Origin of the sequence: Ilumatobacter sp. (assembly GCF_965215205.1) — a bacterium.
In the GTDB taxonomy this organism is placed as follows: domain Bacteria; phylum Actinomycetota; class Acidimicrobiia; order Acidimicrobiales; family Ilumatobacteraceae; genus Ilumatobacter_A.
The window spans coordinates 2,315,423-2,337,738 of sequence record NZ_OZ244049.1; the positions used below are offsets into that span (position 1 = coordinate 2,315,423).

At 72.8% G+C, this 22,316-nt stretch carries 19 protein-coding genes; 1 reads left to right on the forward strand and 18 read right to left on the reverse strand.

Annotated features, from left to right (window positions below; translation table 11 throughout):
- Nucleotides 1–41: 41 nt before the first annotated feature.
- Together ACOOHC_RS10910 and ACOOHC_RS10915 are read right to left on the reverse strand one after the other, a co-directional pair.
- Nucleotides 42–686, reverse strand: coding sequence for a proteasome activator (locus ACOOHC_RS10910; RefSeq protein WP_420450434.1), 645 nt, complete (start codon nucleotides 684–686; stop codon nucleotides 42–44).
- A gap of 17 nt (nucleotides 687–703) precedes the next feature.
- A complete protein-coding gene (locus tag ACOOHC_RS10915) occupies nucleotides 704–1,822 on the reverse strand; it encodes an alkaline phosphatase family protein (RefSeq protein ID WP_420450435.1) in 1,119 nt (372 codons plus the stop codon).
- A 31-nt stretch (nucleotides 1,823–1,853) separates the two neighbouring features.
- Between ACOOHC_RS10915 and ACOOHC_RS10920 the strand changes: the two genes are divergently transcribed.
- Nucleotides 1,854–2,306, forward strand: coding sequence for an RrF2 family transcriptional regulator (locus ACOOHC_RS10920; protein ID WP_420450436.1), 453 nt, complete (start codon nucleotides 1,854–1,856; stop codon nucleotides 2,304–2,306).
- Between the two features lie 36 nt (nucleotides 2,307–2,342).
- Here ACOOHC_RS10920 and ACOOHC_RS10925 read toward each other — a convergent pair whose 3' ends face one another.
- The 16 genes from ACOOHC_RS10925 to ACOOHC_RS11000 form a co-directional block, all read right to left on the reverse strand.
- Nucleotides 2,343–3,302 carry an RluA family pseudouridine synthase gene (locus ACOOHC_RS10925; protein WP_420450437.1) on the reverse strand — a complete coding sequence of 320 codons (960 nt, stop codon included), beginning with the start codon at nucleotides 3,300–3,302 and terminating at the stop codon, nucleotides 2,343–2,345.
- Nucleotides 3,299–3,847 (reverse strand): signal peptidase II, encoded by a 549-nt coding sequence (gene lspA, locus ACOOHC_RS10930; RefSeq protein WP_420450438.1) that lies wholly within the window; start codon nucleotides 3,845–3,847, stop codon nucleotides 3,299–3,301. The genes ACOOHC_RS10925 and lspA overlap by 4 nt, the downstream gene beginning before the upstream one ends.
- The gene (locus tag ACOOHC_RS10935) at nucleotides 3,828–4,958 is read right to left on the reverse strand and encodes a TraR/DksA family transcriptional regulator (RefSeq protein ID WP_420450439.1); all 1,131 of its coding nucleotides are present in this window, start codon (nucleotides 4,956–4,958) and stop codon (nucleotides 3,828–3,830) included. Before ACOOHC_RS10935 ends, lspA begins: the two co-directional genes overlap by 20 nt.
- Before the next feature lie 41 nt (nucleotides 4,959–4,999).
- Nucleotides 5,000–8,131: an isoleucine--tRNA ligase gene (ileS, locus tag ACOOHC_RS10940; protein WP_420450440.1), complete on the reverse strand. Its 3,132-nt coding sequence runs from the start codon at nucleotides 8,129–8,131 to the stop codon at nucleotides 5,000–5,002.
- A 54-nt stretch (nucleotides 8,132–8,185) separates the two neighbouring features.
- Nucleotides 8,186–9,163, reverse strand: a complete 978-nt coding sequence (locus tag ACOOHC_RS10945) for a DivIVA domain-containing protein (protein WP_420450441.1) — start codon at nucleotides 9,161–9,163, stop codon at nucleotides 8,186–8,188.
- A gap of 49 nt (nucleotides 9,164–9,212) precedes the next feature.
- The gene (locus tag ACOOHC_RS10950; RefSeq protein ID WP_420450442.1) at nucleotides 9,213–9,824 is read right to left on the reverse strand and encodes a cell division protein SepF; all 612 of its coding nucleotides are present in this window, start codon (nucleotides 9,822–9,824) and stop codon (nucleotides 9,213–9,215) included.
- A 23-nt stretch (nucleotides 9,825–9,847) separates the two neighbouring features.
- The gene (locus ACOOHC_RS10955) at nucleotides 9,848–10,594 is read right to left on the reverse strand and encodes a YggS family pyridoxal phosphate enzyme (protein WP_420450443.1); all 747 of its coding nucleotides are present in this window, start codon (nucleotides 10,592–10,594) and stop codon (nucleotides 9,848–9,850) included.
- Between the two features lie 16 nt (nucleotides 10,595–10,610).
- A complete protein-coding gene (gene ftsZ / locus ACOOHC_RS10960; protein ID WP_420450444.1) occupies nucleotides 10,611–11,708 on the reverse strand; it encodes a cell division protein FtsZ in 1,098 nt (365 codons plus the stop codon).
- A 201-nt stretch (nucleotides 11,709–11,909) separates the two neighbouring features.
- The gene (locus ACOOHC_RS10965) at nucleotides 11,910–13,379 is read right to left on the reverse strand and encodes a cell division protein FtsQ/DivIB (RefSeq protein ID WP_420450445.1); all 1,470 of its coding nucleotides are present in this window, start codon (nucleotides 13,377–13,379) and stop codon (nucleotides 11,910–11,912) included.
- Between the two features lie 38 nt (nucleotides 13,380–13,417).
- Entirely contained in the window at nucleotides 13,418–14,404 is a 987-nt protein-coding gene (gene murB / locus ACOOHC_RS10970; RefSeq protein ID WP_420450446.1) for a UDP-N-acetylmuramate dehydrogenase, read from the reverse strand.
- Nucleotides 14,388–15,788, reverse strand: a complete 1,401-nt coding sequence (murC, locus tag ACOOHC_RS10975; protein ID WP_420450447.1) for a UDP-N-acetylmuramate--L-alanine ligase — start codon at nucleotides 15,786–15,788, stop codon at nucleotides 14,388–14,390. The genes murB and murC overlap by 17 nt, the downstream gene beginning before the upstream one ends.
- 5 nt (nucleotides 15,789–15,793) lie before the next feature.
- On the reverse strand, nucleotides 15,794–16,939 hold the full coding sequence (locus ACOOHC_RS10980; protein WP_420450448.1) for a UDP-N-acetylglucosamine--N-acetylmuramyl-(pentapeptide) pyrophosphoryl-undecaprenol N-acetylglucosamine transferase: 1,146 nt from the start codon (nucleotides 16,937–16,939) through the stop codon (nucleotides 15,794–15,796).
- Nucleotides 16,936–18,384, reverse strand: coding sequence for a putative lipid II flippase FtsW (gene ftsW, locus ACOOHC_RS10985; RefSeq protein WP_420450449.1), 1,449 nt, complete (start codon nucleotides 18,382–18,384; stop codon nucleotides 16,936–16,938). The genes ACOOHC_RS10980 and ftsW overlap by 4 nt, the downstream gene beginning before the upstream one ends.
- The gene (gene murD / locus ACOOHC_RS10990) at nucleotides 18,385–19,731 is read right to left on the reverse strand and encodes a UDP-N-acetylmuramoyl-L-alanine--D-glutamate ligase (protein ID WP_420450450.1); all 1,347 of its coding nucleotides are present in this window, start codon (nucleotides 19,729–19,731) and stop codon (nucleotides 18,385–18,387) included.
- Nucleotides 19,728–20,786 (reverse strand): phospho-N-acetylmuramoyl-pentapeptide-transferase, encoded by a 1,059-nt coding sequence (gene mraY, locus ACOOHC_RS10995; protein ID WP_420450451.1) that lies wholly within the window; start codon nucleotides 20,784–20,786, stop codon nucleotides 19,728–19,730. Before mraY ends, murD begins: the two co-directional genes overlap by 4 nt.
- Entirely contained in the window at nucleotides 20,783–22,315 is a 1,533-nt protein-coding gene (locus tag ACOOHC_RS11000) for a UDP-N-acetylmuramoyl-L-alanyl-D-glutamate--2,6-diaminopimelate ligase (RefSeq protein WP_420450452.1), read from the reverse strand. Before ACOOHC_RS11000 ends, mraY begins: the two co-directional genes overlap by 4 nt.
- Nucleotide 22,316: the final 1 nt, after the last annotated feature.

Here is a 22,316-nt window from a genome sequence, read left to right on the forward strand (position 1 = left end):
CCGGGGTGCCACCCCGATGGGACGGGGAGGCCTCCGGCGGGTCACAGGTAGGTGCCGGTCTGGGGCGGCTGCGGAGCGCCCTGGGGGCGGGGCCCCGGGCCGCCGGTCTGGCCGGGGATCTGGCGCATCTGCTGCACCTGCTGCTGGGCGGCGAACTGCTGGGCCATCAGCGTCGCCTGGATCCCGTGGAACAACCCCTCGAGCCAGCCGACGAGCTGAGCCTTCGCCACCCGCAGCTCGGCGTCGCTCGGGACCTCGTCGTGATCGAACGGCAGCGAGAGCGTCCGCAGCTCCTCCTGGAGATCCGGCGACAGCGCGTTGCACAGCTCGACGACGGAGCGCTCGTAGGTCTCCGCGAGCCGCTCGCGCGACGCTGTGTCGAGATCGGTCGAGCGCACCTCCTCGAGGAGCTGCTTGATCATCGAGCCGACCCGCATCACCTTCGCGGGCTCGGTCACCGCCTCGCCGCCCACCTCGACCTCGCCGGATCCCTGCTCGCCGGATCCCTCCTCGCCGTCGCCCCCGTCCGTCGAGCCCGCCCCGGTCGAGTCCGACCCCGTCGGCGCTCCCTGCGTCGCGGGGCCCGACAGCCGCTCGTCGACGTCGTCCTGCCCCGCGTCGACGGGTTCGACGACGTCGGGCTGATCGGGCGGATCGACGGGACCGGTGGACACGGGGTCGGACATGGGCCCGTTCTAGCGCGTCAATCGACGAGCGCGCCAAGGAGCGGGACGTTGACCTCGGCCGAGGTCAGCGATCCGTGCCGGCAGACCAGCTCGTAGGGGCCGGTGTCGGACTCCTCGTGGAAGCTGACCGGCTCGTGGGCGCACAACGCCACGTCGCCGAGGCGGCGCTGGATGGGCGGGGCGACGTGGGGCCCGAACCACCCCTCGTCGAGCATCTGGGCGCGCGTGACCACCCAGGCCGTGTCACCCACCTCGCCCTCGGCGATCTCGACGAGCGAGTCGACGTCCTCCGGGCGGCAGTGCAGCCAGCGGAAGCGGCCCTCGCCGGACTGCAGCGTGACCGGGCCCAGCAGCTCGTCGGAGGGTCGGATGATGCGGTCGGCCACGTGGACCTGGCCGTGATCCGCGGTGACCAGCAGCGCCGTCCCCGCCGGCAGGGTCGCGAGGAGGTCGGCCACCAGCGCGTCGGAGTAGCGCAGCTCGGCGTCGTAGTAGGGGCCGAAGCCCCGCTCGTGGGCGATCTTGTCGACGCCGTTGTAGTAGCAGTAGACGAATCGCTCCCCGGACTCGACCTGGGCGGCGGCCTCCACGGCGATGCTCGACGGAGCGCGCCAGCCGACGGGTGCGCACCCGCGCAGGTGCGCCTCGCTGAACGGGGAGTTCTGCAGCTCGCCCTGGGCGATGACCGGGACCTCCCGGCCGAGGAACGGCTCGTACGCCTGCACGTCGCTCGGGGGGTGCGACCGGCGCACCTGCTGATCGTCGACCGCCCACCGCAGGACGTTGATCACGTCGCCACCGAGCACCATCCGGTAGCCGACGAGGCCGTGCTCGCCCGGTGTCAGCCCGGTGGTGATCGAGCTCAGCGCCGTCGCCGTGGTGGTCGGCGCGACCGTGTGGATCGAGCGCCCGTCCATCGACGACAGGGTCGGGGCGAGCGGGGCGTGGCTCTGCAGCTGGTCCCACCCGAGCCCGTCGAGGACCAGCAGGACGACGGCGCGCGCTGAGCGCACGGCGTCGGGGATCCAGTCGGGCGTCGCCGACCACGGACCCGGTCCGAGCAGGGCCGGGATGATGCCCCGGACGTTGGGCCCCGCGTAGTCCGGAACGATCGGATTGCCCCCTGGTCGACTCACCGACTTGAGTGTACGGATACCCTTCCCGACGATGCGCATCTCCACCCGCGGCGACTACGCCTGTCGAGCGTTGCTGTCGCTCGCGATGCGTGACGACGAGGGGCCGACGTCGGTGCGCGACATCGCGGAGCGGACCGGTCTGCCCCAGCCGTACCTCGAGCAGATCCTGCTCGCGCTGAAGGGCGCCGGTCTGGTCCGCTCCAAGCGAGGTGTCGGCGGCGGGTACACCCTGCACCGCTCCCCCGACGGCATCCGGCTGTCGGAGATCGTCTCGGCCGTCGACGGTCCGATCACGCTGGGCGACTTCGGCCAACCGCACCAGGACGGCGCCTGCGACCACGAGGGCCAGTGCGTGCTGCTCGCGATCTGGGACCAGGCGGGGACGCACATGCGCGAGCACCTCGACGGCTACACCCTCGCCGACATCGCGGACATCGCCCACGGCGAGGCTCCCTGGCCGTCGCTGCCCGATCACGCCCACTGACGTCGCGCCGACGCCGACCGCCGACGAGCGTGCCGCTCAGGACGCCGCGTCGAGCCAGGCGCGCAGATCCGGAGCGAGGGGGCTGCGGAACGCAACCCGCTCCCCCGACGTCGGGTGGGTGAACTCGAGCTCGGTCGCGTGCAGGAACGGCCGCTCGAGGCCGAGGTGGGGTCGGCGCTGGCCGTACACCGGGTCGCCGATCAGCGGGTGCCCGATCGAGGACAGGTGCACCCGGATCTGGTGGGTTCGCCCGGTCTCGAGCCGGCACTCGACGCGCGACATCGTCGTCGGCTCGGAGTAGGCGGAGATCACCCGGTAGTCCGTCCGCGACGGGCGCCCGTCGGCCACGACCGCCATGCGCAGCGGGTCGCTGCGGCTCCGGCCGAGCGGGGCGTCGATGATCCCGTGGGTCGCCTCGGGGACCCCCCAGACCACGGCGTCGTAGGTCCGCCCGGCGCTGTGGTCGACGAACTGGGCCGACAGGGCGTCCGCCGCGTGCTGGGTGCGGGCGACGACGAGCAGCCCCGAGCTGCCCGCGTCGAGGCGGTGGACGATCCCGGGTCGCATCCGGTCCCCCACGTCGACCACGTCGGGGAACCGCGCCAGCAGCCCGTTCGCCAGCGTCCCCGACCGGTTGCCGGAACCGGGGTGGACCACGAGGCCGGGGGGCTTGTCGACGACGACCACCGAATCGTCGACGTGGACGACCCCGAAGGTCACGTGGGGGTCGGGTCCGGGCATCTCGACGACGGGGATCGCGGTCACGTCGACCGCCACCTCCTGACCCTCGGCGAGGCGCACCTTGCCCGACGGGGCCTCGGCGCCGTCGACGCGCACGCCGCCGGCGTCGATGGTCGCCGCGGCCTCCGAGCGGCTGACGTCGGCGACGAGGGACACGATCCGGTCCAGGCGCTGCCCGTCGAGCGCCGCCGGGACCACCTCGCGGATCGGGTTCGCGGCGTCGTCGGGCTCGGCGCGCTCGCCCTCGTCGCTCACGGGCGCTCACCGAGCGCCCGGTCGTCACGACGTGCGTCTCCTCCGGCGGGCCCGCCGTCGGAGGTGCGGCGCGTCGCGAGCAGCGCGTTGAGGATCAGCGCTCCGGCGCCGACGTTGATCGCGATGTCGGCGATGTTGAAGATCGGGAACCACTGGAAGTCGATGAAGTCGACGACGGCCCCCTGCAGCCACGCCTCCTGCCGCAACGCCCGGTCGATCAGGTTGCCGGCCGCGCCCCCGATCACGCACCCCATGCCGAACGTGCTCAGCGCGCCGGCCTCGGTGCGCAACGAGGCGAGGAGCCACACGATCACGCCGGTCGCGACGACCGCGATGAGCGGACCGAGGCCCTGAGCCTGACTGAAGGCCATCCCGCTGTTGAACGCGAGGTTGAACTGCAGGGTCCAGACGACCTCGATGACCCGATCGCCCGAGAGCCGGTTCACGGCCCAGTGCTTCGTCGCCTGGTCGAGCGCCACGACCACGACCGCCAGGGCGACCGGGGCCCTCCAGGAGCGGATCGCCCTATCGGAGCCCGGCGCCACTGACCTTCTCGGCTGCGAGCACCGTGGTCTCGGGGAGCGCCTCGAGACGCTCGCGCGGGATCGGGAGGCCGGACACCTCCGAGTAGCCGTAGGTCCCCGCCTCGATGCGGGCGAGCGCCAGGTCGATGTCGAGCACCGCCTGGCGGGCCTGGCTCGACAGGAGGCGATCGAGATCGCGCTGGACCACCATCGTGTCGCCCTCGCCGCCCTCGTCGTCGAACTGGACGTCTCCCATCTCGCCGTCCTCGATCAGGCTCTCGGCCTCGTCCTCGAGGCGGGTCGCCCGCTTGATCTCCGATTCGCGGCGTGCGATCAGCTCGTCGCGCTGCGTCTTGAGGAACTTCACGTCGAAGTCCTTCGTGTACGTGATCCCGTCCTTGGTGGTGCCCCGCGGGTCGGGGATGTCGTGGTGGACGGGGACCTCGTTGGACAGCAGCGAGGTCCGCGACGGGTTCTCGGGACGATCCTCGGTCGCGACCGCCTTCTTCGCCGCGGTCTTCGTCGTCGCGGACTTCTTCGCGGCGCTCGTCTGCGCCGTGGTCCTCTTGGTGGCCGCCTTCTTCTCTGCGGTCGTCTCGGCTGCGGTCTTCTTCACGGTCGCCTTCTTCCCGGCCGCCGTCGTGGCGGGCGTGGTCTCGGTCGCCGCAGCGGGCGCGGCGGACGTCTTCGTCGGGGTCGTCTTCGTGGCGGTCTTCTTCGCCGCCGCCTTCTTCGCGGCGGCCTTCTTCGCTGCGGCCTTCTTCGGCGCCGCCTTCTTGGCGGCGGTCTTCCTCGGCACCTTCTTCGGCACCTCCTTCGCAGCGGTCTTCTTCGCCGCCGCCTCCTTCGCAGCGGTCTTCTTCGCCGCCGCCTCCTTCGCAGCGGTCTTCTTCGCCGCCGCCTCCTTCGCAGCGGTCTTCTTCGGCGCCTTCTTCTCGGTGGCGGCCTTCTTCGCCGCCTTCGCGGTGGCGGTCCCCTTCGCCGCCGCCTTCTTCGCAGCGGTCGTCTCGGCCGCGTCCTTCCTCGTCGCCGCCGTCTTCGCGGCCTTCTTCGCCGCCGTCTTCCTGCCGGCCGCCCCGGTCGTCCTCGTCGCAGCCGTCTTCTTCGTCGGGGTCTTCCGGGCTGCGGCCATCGTGCTCTCCGTCAAGATCGGGCGGTGTGAAGCGCCGGACTCTACCGGGCGTCCGTCCGCGCGACGTGGACCGTGGTGCCGGTCGACGCACCGTCGACGGGCTCGGTCCGCACCCGCGTGGAGAGCGTCTCGCCCGTCACCAGATCGCGGTGCGCGTCGAGCGCGTCGAGCACGGGGGCGGGGCCGATCACGGTGAGCTCGATCCGGTCCGAGACGTCGAGACCGGCCTCGCGCCGGGCCTGCTGCACCGCCCGCACCAGGTCGCGCGCACGCCCCTCCACCTCGAGCTCCTCGGTCACCTCCGTGTCGAGGGCGATGACTCCGGGGTGCTGGCCGAGGCCGGTGCTCGCCTGGTCGTCGGCCGCCACCTGCTCGAGGCGGAACTCCCCTTCCTCGAGGGGGACGCCGCCGACGGTCACCGTCGACCCGACGACCTGCCAGTCACCCTGCTTGTGGGCGCGGATCACGTTCTGGACGTCCTTGCCCAGGCGGGGTCCCAGCGCAGCCGGCACCAGCTTGAGCTCCTCGACCGCCACCGAGCCGACGTCGGTCGTCAGCTCGACCTCGCGCACGTTCACCTCGTCGGCGATCAGGTCGCGGAAGTCGTGGAGCGCATCGGCGTCCGGGGTGGCCACGACCAGCGATCGCAGCGGGAGCCGGACGCGCCGACCGTGGGCCTTGCGCACCGAGAGCGTCGACGAGCAGACGTCCCGGGCGAGGTCCATCGACGCCACCAGCGCGTCGTCGGCCGGGAGCTCATCACCGGCGGGCCAGTCGGTGAGGTGGACGCTCGAGGTGTCGGACTCGCCGTCGGAGGCGGACCCCAGCCCGGAGTGGATCGCCTCGGTCACGAACGGCAGCAGCGGGGCCGCCAGTCGCGTCAGGACGGAGAGCACGGTGTGGAGGGTGTCGATCGCGTCCGCGTCGCCCTCCCAGAACCGCGCGCGGCTGCGGCGCACGTACCAGTTGGTGAGCACGTCCAGGAACGTGCGCACGTGCTGGCACGCGGCGTACAGGTCGTAGGCGTCCATCGCCTCGGTGACGTCGCCGACCAGGGCGTGCGCCTTGGCCAGCACGTAGCGGTCGAGGACGTCGTCGGAATCGGTCCGGACGCGCCCGGTCCGTCCGGCGGCGTTCGCGTACAGCGTGAGGAAGTACCACGAGTTCCACAGCGGGAGCAGGATCTGGCGCACGGTCTCGCGCATCCCGGACTCGGTGACCATCGCGTCGCCGCCGCGCAGGATCGGCGAGCTGAGCAGGTGCCAGCGCATCGCGTCCGCACCGTGGCTGTCGAACATCAGTTGCGGGTCGGGGTAGTTGTCGAGCGACTTCGACATCTTCGCGCCGTCGTCGCCCAGCACGATCCCGTGGCTGACGCAGTTGGAGAACGCCGGCCGGTCGAAGAGCGCCGTCGCCAGCACGTGGAGCGTGTAGAACCACCCCCGCGTCTGGCCGATGTACTCGACGATGAAGTCGCCGGGGTAGTGGTGCTCGAACCAGTCCGTGCTCTCGAAGGGGTAGTGGACCTGGGCGAACGGCATCGACCCCGACTCGAACCAGCAGTCGAGCACCTCGGGGACCCGGCGCATCATCGCCGTCCCCGACGGGTCGTCCGGGTTCGGGCGCACGAGGTCGTCGACGAAGGGGCGGTGCAGGTCGGTCACCTCGACGCCGAAGTCGGCCTCGAGCTGCGCGATCGAGCCGTAGACGTCGATGCGCGGGAAGTCGGGGTCGTCGGAGCGCCACACCGGGATCGGCGACCCCCAGAACCGGTTGCGGCTGATCGCCCAGTCTCGGGCGTTCTCCAACCACTTCCCGAAGCTGCCGTCCTTGATGTGGGCGGGTTGCCAGTTGATCTGCTGGTTCAGCTCGACCATCCGATCGCGGAACGCGGTGACCTCCACGAACCACGACGAGATCGCCCGATACACGAGGGGCTGCGCGCACCGCCAGCAGTGGGGGTACGAGTGGTCGTAGGTCGCGTGGCGCACCACGGGCCCGCCCCGCGCGAGGTCGCCGCGATCCTTCAGAGCCCGGATCACGTCGGGGTTGGCCTCGAACACGTGGCGCCCGGCGAAGTCGCGGATCTCGGCGGTGTAGCACCCGTGCTCGTCCATCGGGCACAGCGTCGGGATGCCGACCTCGTTGCACGCGACCTGGTCGTCCTCGCCGAAGCCGGGGGCGAGGTGGACGATGCCGGTCCCGTCGTCCACCGACACGAAGTCGGCACCGATCACCTGGAACGCCGCCGAGGTGTCGTGGGCCTCGGAGTCCGCGAGATCGCGGAAGAGCGGGGTGTAGCGACGGCCCACCAGGTCGCGACCCATCACGGTCTCGACCACGCGCCCCGAGCCCAGCTCCGCGTCGTAGTGGTTGCGCAGGGCTTCGGCGATCACGTAGCGCGACCCCTCGAGCTCGACGATCGAGTACTCGATGTCGGGACCGACGGCGAGCGCGAGGTTCGCCGGCAGCGTCCACGGCGTCGTCGTCCAGGCGAGGATCCGCTCCCCGGTCTCCAGCGTGAACGCCACGGTCAGCGCGGGGTCCTGGCGGTCGCGGTAGACGTCGTCCATGCGGGTCTCGGTGTTCGACAGCGGCGTCTCGCAGCGCCAGCAGTACGCGAGCACCCGGAAGCCCTCGTAGATCAGGCCCTTCTCGTGGAGCGTCGCGAACGCCCACATCACGCTCTCCATGTACGAGAGGTCGAAGGTCTTGTAGTCGTTCTCGAAGTCGACCCAGCGCGCCTGGCGCCCGACGTAGGACCGCCACTGGTCGGTGTACTGCAGGACGCTGCGGCGGCAGGCGTCGTTGAACGCGTCGATGCCGTACTCGGTGATCTCGGGGTGGCCGGAGATCCCGAGCTCCTGCTCGGCCTTCACCTCCGCGGGGAGGCCGTGGCAGTCCCAGCCGAAGCGGCGCTCGACGCGCTCGCCGCGCATCGTGCGGTAGCGGGGGATGGCGTCCTTGACGAACCCGGTCAGCAGGTGCCCGTAGTGGGGCAGCCCGTTCGCGAACGGCGGCCCGTCGTAGAACACGAACTCGTTGGAGCCGTCCGACCCGGCGTCGCGCGCCTCGACGGAGGCCTCGAAGGTCCGATCGGCCTCCCAGCGCTCGAGGATGCCGCGCTCGAGGGTCGGGAAGTCGGGTTGCGGATCGACGTTCGGGTACGGCACCCGAGCGAGGCTACCGATCCCGCACCGTGACACCGGGGCGGGTTCGGGCGCCGCTCAGTCGTTGCCGCGCAGCAGCGGATCGGGCTCGTCGCCGCGGATCGTCGGCCCGTCCGCGACGGGCTCGGAGTCGCCGGCACCGCCGCCGCCCCACCCGCCGTGCTCACCGTCGCGGGACCCGCTGGCCTCCTCGGCGCGCACGTGCACGTCGACGTCGGGCTCGTCGTGGCCCATCACGGTCACGTCGGCCACGCCGTCGTCGGAGTCGTCGCGATCCGGGGTCGACGACGGATCCGCCCGATCGCCGGGGTCGACGTCGCGTGCCGACGTCTCCGAGGCCGACAGCACGGGCCGGCGGACCTCGCCGAGCCCGCCGGGGACCCGCTCGGTGATGTCGAGCAGCGTCGTGGCGGCCTCGCGCAGGCGGATCCGCTCGTTCGACAGGTGCGCCTCCAGCGAATCGACGTCGGCCTCGAGGAACTCGCGTCGGGCCGACAGCGAGTCGACCTCGGTCTCGACGCGCTTGCGCTCCTCGTCACCCGCCTGACGGGCTTCCTCGCGCGCGTCGTCGAGCATGCGCGTCGACAGCTCGCGCGTCGAGTCGAGGCTGCGGTTCGCCTCCTGCTCGGCGTCGCGGGCGATTCGCTCGGCCTCGGCGATCGCCTCGGCCACGGTGACGTCGGCGGTTCGCTGGGCGAGCAGGAGGGTCCGGCTGATCGTCTCGGCCTCGTCGACCGATGCGGTCACCTGCGCGGCCGCCGGCTCCGACGCGGGCGGCGCCTCGACGGGGGCCGCCTCGGCGGGAGCCGATGGCTCCGCGGCGGGGGCCGGCGCCGCGGCGACCGTCCCCTCGGAGAGCTCCTGGAGCCGGGCGACCGCGGCACGCGCACGCGCCTCCATCGCCGTCGACTGGTTCTGAGCTCGTTCGAGCTCCGCGGCGACCTCGGTCAGGAAGCCGCGCACCTGGTCGGGGTCGAGACCGCGCTTGACGGTGTCGAACTCGGCGGTGCGGACCCGCTGCGGGCTGATGTCCATCTCGTTCTCCGTTCTGCGCGGTGCTCCGGGAGGTCCCCGGGACCGGGCCTCAGTCGTCGTAGTCGTCGTAGCGCACGGGGCGCGACGCCGGCGGCTTGAGCAGGTACACGCCCGTCGCGACCTTCTCCATCGTCCCGTCGAGGGCGTAGCAGATGCCGCTGCCGAAGTCGATGAGTCGGCGGGCGACGTCGCGCTCGGTCCCCTCGAGGTTCATGATCACCGGCGTCCCGCCCTTGAACGCGTCCGCGACCTCCTGGGCCTGGTCGAAGCGTCGTGGTCGGACCGTGTGCGGTTCCATGGCGCCTCCTTGGATGCTGCGCAGTTGGGGTTGCGACGTCGGCTCCGAGGTGCTCGGCCGGATCTGGACCCCGGAGTCGTCGGTTCGGCCGGCCGGCGGCTGCTGGCTCTGGGCCGGTCGCCGCGAGGCCGACGACGCGTCGAAGTCGCGGGAGGGGAAGCTCGGTCGTGGCGCGACGGGGCGGACCGTGGGGTCGGGCTCGGGTTCCCAACCGCCACGGCCGCGGCCGTTCTGCGGCTCCGCCTCGCGCGACGTGCGCGACTGACGGGCCGGGGCCTCCGGCTCGTCGTAGTCGTCGTAGTCGTCGTAGGCGTCGTCGGGACCAAGACCCAGGTAGTCCATGGTCTTCTTCCAGAGTGACATGTCTTCCTCCCGAGCGCCGGAGGTTAGCCGCGCCGGTCGCCCACCGGGCGGACCTCGGGGTCCGCCGGCTCCTGCGTGCCGGGCCGGGGACCGAACAGCGCGGAACCGATCCTCACGTTCGTCGACCCGGCCGCGACGGCGACCTCGAGATCGTCGGTCATCCCGATGGAGCACACGACGAGGGCGAGGTCGTCGACCAGGGCGCGCACCAACCGGAAGCCCGGCTCCGCGGCGGCCGGCCCGCCCTCGGTGGGTCCGACGCTCAGCAACCCGTCGACGACGAGCCCCGAGTCCCGGCAGGCACCGACGAGGTCGGCGACCGCGTCGGGCGAGCACCCGCCCTTGCCGGTCGAGCCGCTCGTGTCGACCTGGACGAGGACGTGGGCCCCCTCGGCGCGCTTGGCGAGCTCGCGCACGAGCGACATCCGGTCCACGGTGCACCAGCGGTCGACCAGGCCGACGAGCTGGCGCACCTTGTTCGACTGCAGCTGCCCGATGAAGTCGACCCGCGGGCGTCGAGCCGGGTCGATCGCCTCGATCGCGCCCCGCTTGGAGACGAGCTCCTGGGCGTAGTTCTCACCGATGGCGGTGCACCCGGCGTCGACGGCGAGACCGATGACGGACTCGGGCTTGGCCTTGGTCACCGCGGTGACCTCGATCGGGCGGTCGTCGACGCGGGCCGCCTCGATCCGGGCGCGCACCGCCGCCAGGTTCGCCGACACGTCGTTCGCCGACACGTCCGTCGCCGATGCGTGGCGGGAGTCGACCACGGCGGCGACGCTCAGATCACTTGAGGAACGAGGGGACGTCGAAGTCGTCGTCGTCGGCGAGCGGATCGGGCTCGTCCTCGCCGAACAGCTCGGTGATCCGAGTCGGCGAGGTGCGCGGCTGGTCGGCCTCCCCGATCGTGCGGACGCCGCCGGTGGAGGTGCCGTCCGCCCGGTCGAAGCCCGCCGAGATCACGGTCACCCGCACCTCGTCGCCCATCTCGTCGTCGACCACGGTGCCGAAGATGATGAGCGCGTCCTGGTGGGCGACGCCGTGGATGATCTCGGCCGCCTCGTTCATCTCGAACAGGCCCATGTCGGACGGTCCGGTGATGTTCAGCAGCACGCCGCGGGCGCCGTCGATCGCGGATTCCAGCAGCGGGCTCGAGATCGCGCCCTTGGCGGCGGACACGGCGCGCTCCTCTCCGCTCGCCTGGCCGATCCCCATGAGCGCGGTGCCGGCGTCCTTGAGGACGGCCTTCACGTCAGCGAAGTCGGTGTTGATCAGGCCCGGCGTGGTGATCAACCCGGTGATGCCCGACACTCCCTGCAGGAGCACCTCGTCGGCCATCTTGAACGCGTTGAGCACGCTCGTCTTGTCGTTGGCGACCGACAGCAACCGGTCGTTGGGGATGACGATGAGGGTGTCGACCTTCTCCTTCAGCTTCTGCACACCGTTGTCGGCCTGCACCGACCGCCGCCGACCCTCGAACGAGAACGGGCGGGTGACGACGCCGATGGTCAGCGCCCCGGCCTCGCGAGACACCTCGGCGATCACGGGGGCGGCACCCGTGCCGGTCCCGCCGCCCTCGCCGGCGGTGATGAACACCATGTCCGCGCCGCGCACCATCTCCTCGATCTCGTCGCGGTGCGACTCGGCCGCCTCGCGCCCGACCTCGGGGTCGCTGCCGGCCCCGAGCCCACGGGTGAGATCGCGCCCGATGTCGAGCTTGACGTCGGCGTCGCTCATGAGCAGGGCCTGCGCGTCGGTGTTGACGGCGATGAACTCGACCCCCTTCAGACCGGCGTCGATCATCCGGTTGACGGCGTTCACGCCACCCCCACCGACCCCGATCACCTTGATCACGGCGAGATAGTTCTGCGGCGTGCCGACCATCAGTGGATCCTCCAGGTGGTCGCGGCGGGCGCGACATCGTGTTCGTTCGGGTGTACGTGCATGTGGCTGAACTCGTTGGGCAGTCTGACAGGTCTGTCGACGCCGCGGAGGGACGCTAGCGGGGCCGGAGACCATCCCGCGGACGCGAGTCGGCGAGCGACGGGGGAAGCCGCCTCACCCCGGGTCCGCGGGCACGGCCCGTCACCGCACGGTCGCCTCGCCGGTGGCGACGTCGATGACGGTGGTGTCGGTCCCGATCACGTCGTCGAGCAGGAGCTGGAGCCGCACGAGCCGCTCGAGCTGGTCGTTGTCCCCGACCGCGGCGCCGAGGCGGGCCTCGATCCGGGGCCCGGGGTCGTTCGACAGCACGAGGCGGAGGTCGGAGCCGTCCGGGGTGGTGGACATCGAGACCAGCCGCGAGCGGATCGCCGGGGTCAGCTTGGTCGAGAGCGCAGCGGCGGCGGCGTGCCCGACGCCGACGAAGTCGCCGGGTTCGAGATCGTCGACCGGGGGGGCAGCGATCAGCACGAAGGCCACCGGTTGACCGTCGATCACGTCGAGGACGCGTCCTTCGACGTCGAGGATGCGGAACCGCCCGTCGACCCCGCGCACCGTGGCGACGGGGGTCCGCTCGCGCAGCTCGACCGACGCCGAGCGGGGGAAGTCGGTGCGCACGCGCGCGCTCTCGACCCAGGCGATCGCCTCCAGTCGCCGCTCCGCGTCGTCGGTGTCGACGAGCAGCACGGGGGTTCCCAGCAGGTCCGCGACCACGGACTCGACCGCATCGCGGTCGGCGGACTCGAACCCCGAGAGCTCGATGTCGTCGACGGCGAACCACGACGAGCCGAGGACGGCGAGCGTGGCGACGACGGCGGCGACCACCACCACGACGGCCGTCGTCCAGAGCAGGCGCCGCCTCCCCTCGGCGCGACGGACCCCGATCCGTCGCTGGCGGAGCCGGGGCTCGATCCCGGGCCCCGTGGCGTCCTTCGGGAGCACGGCGTCACCGATGCCGTCGTCGTCGATGAACACGGTGTCGGAGCCGTCGTCGGGATCGAGCTCCTCGTCGAGGTACCGCGCATCGGGGAGCCCGTCGTCGCCGCCGATCGCGATCGTGGTGACGGCGCCGCTGCGCTCCGGCGGGGCCGTGGGCGCCGAGGACCCGTCCGGCTCCCGGCCGACGGCGACTGCGCCCGCCGCACCGGTCGCGTCCCCGACGGCGACCGCGTCCGCCGCACCGGTCACGTCGGCGGCGCCGGTCGCGTCCCCGGTCCCGGTCACGTCGGCGGCGCCGGTCGCGTCCGCGTCCCCGGCCGCTCCCTTGGCGGCGGCGGGACCCGGCCCCGTCGCGTCGAGGGGGACCCCCCGGGTGGCGTCGTCGACGACCCCCCGGGCTGCGCCGTCGGCTCCCCCGGGCGCCGCGCCGGCGGCGGGCGCCGGGTGATCCGTGCTCGCCGTCTCCGGCGGATCGTCGCGGTCCGCCGGGCCGTCCGCCTCGTCTCGCTCGGTGGCCGCGGTGTCGGCGGTGGCGGCGCTCGCCGCCGCACGCGCCACGGGTTCGTCGTCGTCACCGAACGCCGCCGAGAGCTCGGCGAGGACGTCGCGGGTGTTGTCGGGCCGCTTCACGAGCTTCACGTCGGAGAACCGCTGCTCCTCGGGTGGCGCGATCACGCCGTCATCGGGCGCCTCGCGCCGACGTCGCCAGCGGCTCATCGCCGCCGCGCCCCGTCGTGGTCGTCGTCGAAGCCGACCAGGCGGATCTCGCTGCGCAGGGCGTAGCCGGTGCCGCGCTCCACGCGGTCGCGCACCTCGTCCATCAGCGCGCGCACGTCGTCGGCGGATCCCCCCTCGTCGGCCTGGATGAAGTTCGCGTGCTTCTCCGAGACGCTGGCGGACCCGATCCGCAGACCGCGCAGCCCGAGGCCGTCGACCAGGGCCCCGGCGCTGACCTCCCCGGGGACCGGGTTGACGAAGACCGAGCCGGCGTTCTGCCCGCCCGGCTGGTTCGCGCGACGCCAGGCGACGATCTCGGACAGCTCGGCCTTCGCCCGGACGGGGTCGCCCGGCGTGAGCTGGAGGCGGGCATCGACCACGGCCGACGAGTCGCCCAGCGCGCTCGCCCGGAACCGGAGGCCGAGATCGGCGGCGGGGACGGAGGCGACGGCTCCCGTGTCGAGGTCGCAGACGGTGGCGTCGACGAGCGACGCGGCCATGTCCGAGCCGTGGCCGCCCGCGTTCATCCGGACCGCCCCGCCGATCGAGCCGGGGACCCCGACCGCCCACTCGAAGCCGACGAGCCCGATCGCCGCCAGGCGTCGGGCCAGCACGGGGAGCAGGACGGCCCCGCCGGCGCGCACCGTGCGCTCGCCGCGGTCGACGTCGATCCCCGCCGACATCTCCGACAGCGACACGACGATGCCGCGGTAGCCGGCATCGGCGACCAGCAGGTTCGAGCCGCGGCCGAGGACGAGCACCGGAAGCCGGGTCGCCGACGCGACGGCCGCCACCCGTGCCAGCTCGTCGGCGTCGCGCGGTCGGACGAGGACCTCGGCCACCCCGCCGACGCGGTACGTCGTCAGGGCGCCGAGAGGCGCACCGGCGAGCGCGACGTCGCCGAGCTCTCCGAGCGCGTGCGCGACGGCGTCCGACTCGACGGACACGTCGCCGTCGAGACCGGGGTCAGCGGCGGCGGGCATCGAGCACCTCCGACGGCAGGGTGGCGATGTCGCCGCACCCCATCGACACGACGAGGTCGCCCGAGCGTGCCTCGCGAGCGACGAAGTCGATCAGGTCGGAGCGCTGGGGGAGCCACACCACCCGCTTGCGCGGGTCGGCCTCGGTCACCGCGTTGACGACCAGCTTGCCGGTCACCCCGGGGATCGGGGTGGTGCCGGAGGAGTAGATGTCGGTGAGCACGACGACGTCGGCATCGGCGAAGGCATCGCCGTAGTCGCGCCAGATCTCCGCCATCCGGTTGTAGCGGTTGGGTTGGAAGACGGCGACGACGCGCTCCCATCGGTCGCCGCTGTGGCGCGTCCCGGCGAGCACGGCGCGGATCTCCGAGGGCAGGTGGGCGTAGTCGTCGACGAAGGTCGCTCCGCCGTCGACCCCGCGCACCTCGAAGCGGCGCGCCACCCCGCCGAAGCGGGCGAGCGCCGAGGCGATGTCGTCGAAGCGGACGCCGAGCTCGAGCGCCATCGCGACCGCCCCCGTGGCGTTGACCACGTTGTGGATCCCGCGCATCGGCAGCTCGATCGTCCCCAGCCGCTCCCCCGCACGCTCGATGCCGAAGACGAAGGCGCCCTCGACGGCGCGCACGTCGACGGCGCGCACGTCGGCTCCCTCGTCGTGGCCGTAGGTCGTCGCTCCGTGGCGACGTCCGAGCTCGGCGGCGACCCGGTCGTCGGAGCACACCACCTTGGGACCCGGAACCTGGGCGAGGTAGGCGTCGAAGCCGTCGACGATCCCCTCGAACGACCCGAAGTGGTCGAGGTGGTCGACCTCGACGTTGGTCAGGATCGTCGCGCGGAGGGGGAGCTCGAGGTGCGTCCCGTCGCTCTCGTCGGCCTCGACGACGAGCCACTCGCCGCGCGTCCACTGCGCTCCGGTCCCGACATCGGTGACGTCGCCGCCGACCACGAAGCTCGGACGCAACCCGCCGGCCGCGAGCATCAGCATGAGCATCGACGTGGTGGTCGTCTTGCCGTGGGTCCCGGCGACCGCGACCGACTTCGCCTGGGCGCAGATCGACGCGAGCATCCCCGCCCGGCTCAGCACCGCGACCCCCGTCGAGCGCGCCTCGTCGAGCTCGATGTTCCGCTGGGGGATCGCGCTCGAGGCGGTGACGGCGTCGACCCCGTGGACGAGCGCGCGGTCGTGGCCGATGGTGACCTCGACCCGCGCCGCGCGAACCCGCTCGAGGACGGGGTGGTCGCGCAGATCGCTCCCCGACACGTCGTGGCCCATCTCGGCGAGCGCGATCGCGATCGCGCTCATCCCCGGCCCGCCGACGCCGACGACGTGCAGCCGGTGCGGGATCGAGAGGTCGAGCGGGGCGCTCGGCACCGGCCGTGTCTCCATCGCGGTCACCCTCCCGACACTACGGCGACCCGTTCGATCAATCCGGCCATCGCTCCCGATCGGTGGACCTCACCGCGCGCGCGCGCCGCGCGCTCGAGCGCTCGGCGGGCGTCGGGATCGGCCCGCAGGCGCTCGATCTCGGCGCCCAGGCGACCCAGCTCGCCCTCGCCGAGCATCACCGCGCCGCCGACCTCGCGGAGCCACTCGACGTTGCCGCGCTGGTGGTCGTCGGCGGCGCCCGACCACGGCACGAGCACCGACGGCACCCCGGTGACGGCGACCTCGTGGACGGTGCTCGCGCCTCCCCGACCGACGAGCAGGTCGGCCGCCGCGTACACCGCCGCCATGTCGGACTCGTAGCCGATCACCTGGTGGAGGACGCCGTCGGAGCCGTCGGGCGGCTCGATGCGGGCGACGTCGTCGACGAAGCGCTCGCCGGCGACCTGGCGGACGGCCAGACCGGCGTCGGCGCGGTGCTCGCGCAGGTGGGCGTCGATCTGGGCGTTGAGCACCCCGGACCCGAGCGACCCTCCCATGACCGCGACGACGAAGCGGTCGACGGGCAGACCGAGGCGGCGGCGCGCCGCCGTGCGATCGCGGTCGCGATCCACCTGGAGCACCGATCGTCGGATCGGGGCGCCGGTGACCACCGCCCTCGGCAGCGAGGACCCCTCGAAGGCCACCGCGCTGGCGGCGGCGAAGCGCGCCGCGAGCTGGCTCGCGCGTCCCGGGCGCCGGTCGTAGCTGACGACCACGACGGGGATGCCCAGCGACCGCGCGGCGAGCACCGCCGGCAGGCTCGCGTAGCCGCCCACGCTCACGACGACCCGCGGGCGCAGCTCGCGCAGCAGCCCGAGCGCGGCGCGGCGCGCCCGGAGCATCTTCGGCAGGAACGCGAGGTTGCGACGGCTCAGCGAGCGCTGGACGCCGACGACGTCGAGGAAGGTGCGCCCGTGCCCGGTCTCGGGCACCAACCGCGTCTCGATGCCACGCCGCGAGCCGACGTAGTGGATCTCACCCGGCGCGCGACCGGCGGCGACGAGCGCCTCGGCGACGGCGAGGGCCGGCAGCACGTGGCCCGCCGTCCCACCGCCCGTGACGACGGCGAAGCACCCGGGGTCATCGGGCTCGGGGCCCGTGGACTCGGTCACGATGGTCGGAGCTGGATGCGGCGCGCGACGCTCAGCACCAGGCCCACCGCGACCATCGAGACGAACAGCGAGCTGCCCCCGGCGGAGAAGAACGGCAGGGTGAGCCCGGTGACGGGCATCAACCCGGTCACCCCCCCGAGGTTCACCACCGCCTGGACGCCGAGCCACGACGAGATGCCGCCGGCGAGCAGCATCCCGAAGCGGTCCGGAGCGGCGAGCGCGACCTGCACCCCGAACCACACGAGCATCACGAACCCGACGATGACGGCGCCCGCGCCGATCAGCCCCAGCTCGTCGGCGACGATCGCGAAGATGAAGTCGCTGTGGGCGTAGGGCAGGTACCCGAGCTTCGTCTTCGACCCCCCGATCCCGGATCCCCCGACACCGCCGGAGGCGATCCCGACGTACCCCTGGTAGATCTGCCAGGCGAGGCGGTCCTTGTTGCCGTCGACGTCGAGGAACGCGGTGAACCGGTCCAGACGGGCCTGGCTCGAGACGACGAAGAACGCGCCCATCGTCGCGGCGCCGGCGACCATCGACGCGAGGGGGCGAGCGGGGACGCCCGCGACCCACGCGGTGGCGAACACGATCGAACCGAGCACGATCGCGGAGCCGAGATCGCCCTGGGCCATGCACAGGCCCGCGCCCACGGTCCCGATGAGCGCGAGGGGGACGAGGGTGGCCCGGCGGTGGTTCAGCAGAGCGCGCCGGCGCGTGAGCAGGTCGGCGGTCACCAGGACCACGGCGAGCTTGAGGAACTCCGATGGCTGGATGCTGAGACCACCGACGCGGATCCAGGCGCGGGCGCCGTTGACGCTGCCCCCGATCCCCGGCACGAACGGGACGATCATCGCGGCCACCCCGACGACGGCGACGGGGAGGGCCAACCTCCTCCAGAACGTGTAGTCGACCTTCGCCGCGACGACGAGCCCGACGAGGCCGAGGCCGGCCCACAACGACTGGCGAACGAAGACGTTGTACGCCCACCGGTCGCGGTTCGCCTCGGTGATCGCCGACGCCGACAGCACCATCACGAGCCCGAGCATGACGAACACGACGACGACCCCGACGATGCCGTACCACACCCCCGGAGGCGGCCCGGCGCTCGGGGCCCGTCGCGGGGTCGGCTCGTCGCGCTCGCGGCGCGTCGCGATCCCGGTGAGGCCCGACAGCGTGATCTCACGTCGGAGCCGGCGGCGCTCCGGGCGCTCGCGCTCCGTCGCGGGGGTGCGCCGGCTCACGCCGGCGCGTCGTGGTGCGCGCTCGTGGGGCTCGACGCCGAGGCGCTCGAGCGCGTCGCGACGGCGGTCCTGCACGGACCGTGCCGACGTGGAGGCGGTGGCCGTCGTGGCGCGTCGCGAGGCGGTGCCGGTCGTCCCGGCGGTGGTCGTGCTCGCGGCGACGTCGCGGGACGCGCCGTGCGCGACGGTGGTGCTGGTCGGCATCTAGGGCGCTCCGTTCAGTTCGGTGACCAGGTCGCGGAACCGCTCGCCGCGCTCGGCGAAGGATCCGTACTGGTCGAGGCTGGCGCACCCGGGCGACAGCAGGACGGTGTCGCCCGGACGGACGATCTCTCCGACCCGCTCGACGGCGACGTCGAGGTGCTCGGTCGTCTCGACGATGGCGACGCCGTCGAAGGCGGCGGCGATCGCGTCGCGCGTCTCGCCGATCGCGACAACGGCGCGCACCCGCTCGCGCTCGACGGCCATCTCGGCGAGGTCGACGTGCTTGTCCTGGCCGCCGGCGATCAGCACGACGGGGTCGAATGCGTGGATCGCCACGGCGGCCGCGTGCGGCGTCGTGGCCTTGGAATCGTCGTACCAGTCGACGCCGTCCCATCTCCCGACCCACTCGAGGCGGTGGGAGGGGCCGGTGAAGGACCCCAGGGCCCGCTCGACGGAGCGCGCGTCGGCGAGCCCGGTCTCGAGCACGAGCGCGCAGGCGGCGAGCGCGTTGGTCACGTCGTGGGGCAGGCTGCGCCGCATCGCTGCGACCGTCGAGATCGCGCCCCCGGGCCCCACCAGGACCGCGGTGTCGGAGCCGTCGCTCTCGGTGCGGTAGTCCCCGCCCTCGCCGAACGTGCGTCGACGAGCCCGAGCGCGCCCGAGCGCCTCGACGACGGCGGCGTCCGCGATCGAGCCGATCGCGACGTCGTCGCCGCGCTGGTTGACCCAGATGCGCTCCTTCGCGCCGGCGTACGAGGCCATCGAGGTGTGCCAGTTGAGGTGGTCGGGCGCGAGGTTCAGCCACGCTCCGGCGTCGGGGCGGAAGGTCGGCGTCCACGCGAGGCGGAAGCTGGTGCACTCGACGACGAACGCGTCGAGGTCGTCGGCCGCGATCGCGTCGACGAGGGGGGTGTCGGTGTTGCCCGCGTCGACGGTCGCCACGCCCGCCGCGCGCAGCATCTCGACCGCCATCAGGGTCGTGGTCGTCTTGCCGTCGGTGCCGGTGACGGCGAGCATCGGGCGCGGCCCGCCCGGTCGGTCCTGCTCCCAGCGGTAGGCCAGCTCGATCTCCGACACGATCTCGACCCCGGCGTCGCCGGCGACGCCGATCAGCGGGTGCGTCTCGGGGACCCCGGGAGCCGGGCACACCGCGTCGCAGCTCGCCACGACCCGCCCGAGCGCTGCGAGGTCGGGTCGCTCGAGCAGCTCGACGTCGAGCTGGCGCGCCAGCTCGGCGCGGGCAGCCGTCACGGAGTCGTCGGAGACGACCACCTCCCACCCGTGCCGCCGCAGGGCGCGCACGGTGGACGCGCCGGCGACCGCGAGGCCGTGGACGAGCGCCCTCACAGCCCCCCGCCGGCGGACAGGCTCGAGAAGTCGGCGATGAAGATCCCCAGGGCGAGACCGACGGCGATCGCCGAGATCAACCAGAAGCGGATGATGACGGTGGTCTCGGGCCAGCCGATCAGCTCGAAGTGGTGGTGGATGGGCGACATCCGGAAGAGCCGACGGGTGCGGCCCGATGCCTTGAACACCCCCATCTGGAGCGCCACCGATCCGGCCTCCATCACGTTGATCGCGCACAGCAGGACGAGCAGCAGCTGGGTGTTGGTCGTCAGCGCGAGGAACGCGAGCGCGGCGCCGATCGCGAGCGCTCCGACGTCGCCCATGAAGATCCGCGCCGGCGCCGCGTTCCACCACAGGAACCCGAGGCAGCCCCCCGCGAAGGCGGCCGCGAACACCCCGAGGTCGAGGGGGTTGACCACCGAGGGGTAGAGGTCCTCGTTGCGGAAGGTGAGGTAGGAGATGATGACGAACGCGCCGAAGCCCATGATCGCCGAACCCGACGCGAGGCCGTCGAGGCCGTCGGTGACGTTCACCGCGTTGGTCGTCGCCCAGATGATCGCCCCCGCCCACAGGATCCACACGACCGTGGGGACCTCGAAGCCGAGCTCCTCGGCGCGGGTCACCGAGATCGTCTCGGAGATGCCCGTCCCCGCGACGAGCCACCACGCCATCGCGAAGCTGGCGAGCATGGTGATGTAGTTCTTCTGCTTCCAGAAGATCCCGCGGTTGTGCGCCTTGCGGACCTTGATGTAGTCGTCGAGGAACCCCATCGAGGCCATGAAGAGGACCCCGACCCACAGGATCAGGGACTGCGTCGCGAACGGGAAGTCGGGCCGCACGTGCGCGACGAACCACCCGACGAACGCCGCGCCGACGATCGCCAGGCCGCCCATCGTCGGGGTCCCCTGCTTGCCCATGTGGTGCTCGGGGCCGAGGTCCTCCTTGCCGAGGATCGGCTGGCCGCGGCCGCGGGTGCGGAAGAACACGATCAGGTAGCGGGTGCCGAACAGCGACACCAGGGTCGAGACGGCGGCGGCGAGCAGGATCGCGATCACGGGTGGAGCTCCTCGAGGGCGACCTCGCGGTCGTCGAAGTCGATGACGTCGTGGCCGAGGTCCTGGGTGCGCTCGTGCCCCTTGCCGGCGATGACCACGACGTCGCCGTCGTGCGCGACCGCGAGCGCCTCGCGGATCGCGAGTCGCCGATCGGGCTGCGCGGTCACCGTGGACCGGTCGCGGGGCTCGACCCCGGCGACGACCTCGTCGAGGATCGCGACCGGGTCCTCGCCGCGGGGGTTGTCGGAGGTGGCGATCGCGACGTCGGCGAGCCGGGCGGCGATCCGACCCATCACCGGTCGCTTCTCGCGGTCGCGCCCCCCGGCGCAGCCGAACACCGCCACGACGCGTCCCCGTGCCACCGCACGAGCGGCCTCGAGCACCCGCTCGAGGCCGTCGGGGGTGTGCGCGTAGTCGACGACGACCGTGACCCCGCGCTCGTCCGCGATCGGCGACGCCACGACCTCGAAGCGGCCCCGGACCGGTTCGAGGCGCGACAGCCCACCCAGCGCCGCGTCGAGATCGACGTCGAGCTCGGCGACGATCGACACCGCCAGGAGCGAGTTTGCCACGTTGAAGTCCCCTCCGAGCGGAACCTCGACGCGCCGGCCGCGCCAGCGGTACGAGTGCGACGCCACGCCGACCGACAGCTCGTCGAGGTCGCCCACCGAGACCTCGACGACGCGCATCGCTCCCGGGCCGGTGCGGTCGCCGACGGCGTCGGCGAGGACGCTCCCGTGGGGGTCGTCGACGTCGATCACCGCGACCGGCGCGAAGGCGGCGTCGAACAGCGCCGACTTGGCTCGGAAGTACGCCTCGGGTGAACCGTGGAGGTCGAGGTGGTCGTGCCCGAGGTTGGTGAACGCGACCACGTCGAAGCGGGTGCCGTCGACGCGGTGCAGCGCGAGGGCGTGGCTCGACACCTCCATCACCGCGGCACGCTCACCACGCGCCACGAAGCCGCGCAGGGTGGAGGCGAGCTCGGGAGCCTCGGGGGTGGTGCGCGGCCCGTGGAGGGTCCCGATCACCCCGGCGGAGCGGCCGGCGGCGTCGAGCATCGCGGCGACGATCTGCGCCGTGGTCGTCTTGCCGTTGGTTCCGGTGATCCCCACGGTGGCGAGCTCCCTGCTGGGATCTCCCCACGCCAGCGAAGCGACGTGGCCGACCGCGCGCCGGGTGTCGTCGACGACGATCTGGGCACGTCCCGCGGCCTCGTCGCCCAGGTCGTGGTCCACGAGGAGGGCTCCGGCCCCCTGCTCGACGGCGGCCCCGGCGAAGCGGTGACCGTCGAACGACTCCCCACGCAGGCACGCGAACAGCTGGCCCGGGCCCACCGCACGCGAGTCGTGGGTGGCGCCCACGACGGTGGCGGCCCCGTCCCCGACGATCCGCGCCGCGATGGCGCTGTCCTCGAGTCGGGACGCGAGGGCGCCGACGGTCACCGGCGCGACCCCGGACGTCGCGGCGGTCGTGCCGGCGGCGTCAGCGGGGCCGGGAGCGTCGGCGGCGTCGGTCGTGTCGGATGCCACC

What these genes read in the sequence shown, in the direction of transcription:
- murB (WP_420450446.1), bottom strand. Translation starts at nt 14,404, where the DNA reads ATGCCCGCCGCCGCTGACCCCGGTCTCGACGGCGACGTGTCCGTCGAG.
- ACOOHC_RS10910 (WP_420450434.1), bottom strand. Translation starts at nt 686, where the DNA reads ATGTCCGACCCCGTGTCCACCGGTCCCGTCGATCCGCCCGATCAGCCC.
- ACOOHC_RS10920 (WP_420450436.1), top strand. Translation starts at nt 1,854, where the DNA reads ATGCGCATCTCCACCCGCGGCGACTACGCCTGTCGAGCGTTGCTGTCG.
- murC (WP_420450447.1), bottom strand. Translation starts at nt 15,788, where the DNA reads ATGGAGACACGGCCGGTGCCGAGCGCCCCGCTCGACCTCTCGATCCCG.
- ACOOHC_RS10950 (WP_420450442.1), bottom strand. Translation starts at nt 9,824, where the DNA reads ATGTCACTCTGGAAGAAGACCATGGACTACCTGGGTCTTGGTCCCGAC.
- ACOOHC_RS10945 (WP_420450441.1), bottom strand. Translation starts at nt 9,163, where the DNA reads ATGGACATCAGCCCGCAGCGGGTCCGCACCGCCGAGTTCGACACCGTC.
- ACOOHC_RS10935 (WP_420450439.1), bottom strand. Translation starts at nt 4,958, where the DNA reads ATGGCCGCAGCCCGGAAGACCCCGACGAAGAAGACGGCTGCGACGAGG.
- ftsZ (WP_420450444.1), bottom strand. Translation starts at nt 11,708, where the DNA reads ATGGTCGGCACGCCGCAGAACTATCTCGCCGTGATCAAGGTGATCGGG.
- ftsW (WP_420450449.1), bottom strand. Translation starts at nt 18,384, where the DNA reads ATGCCGACCAGCACCACCGTCGCGCACGGCGCGTCCCGCGACGTCGCC.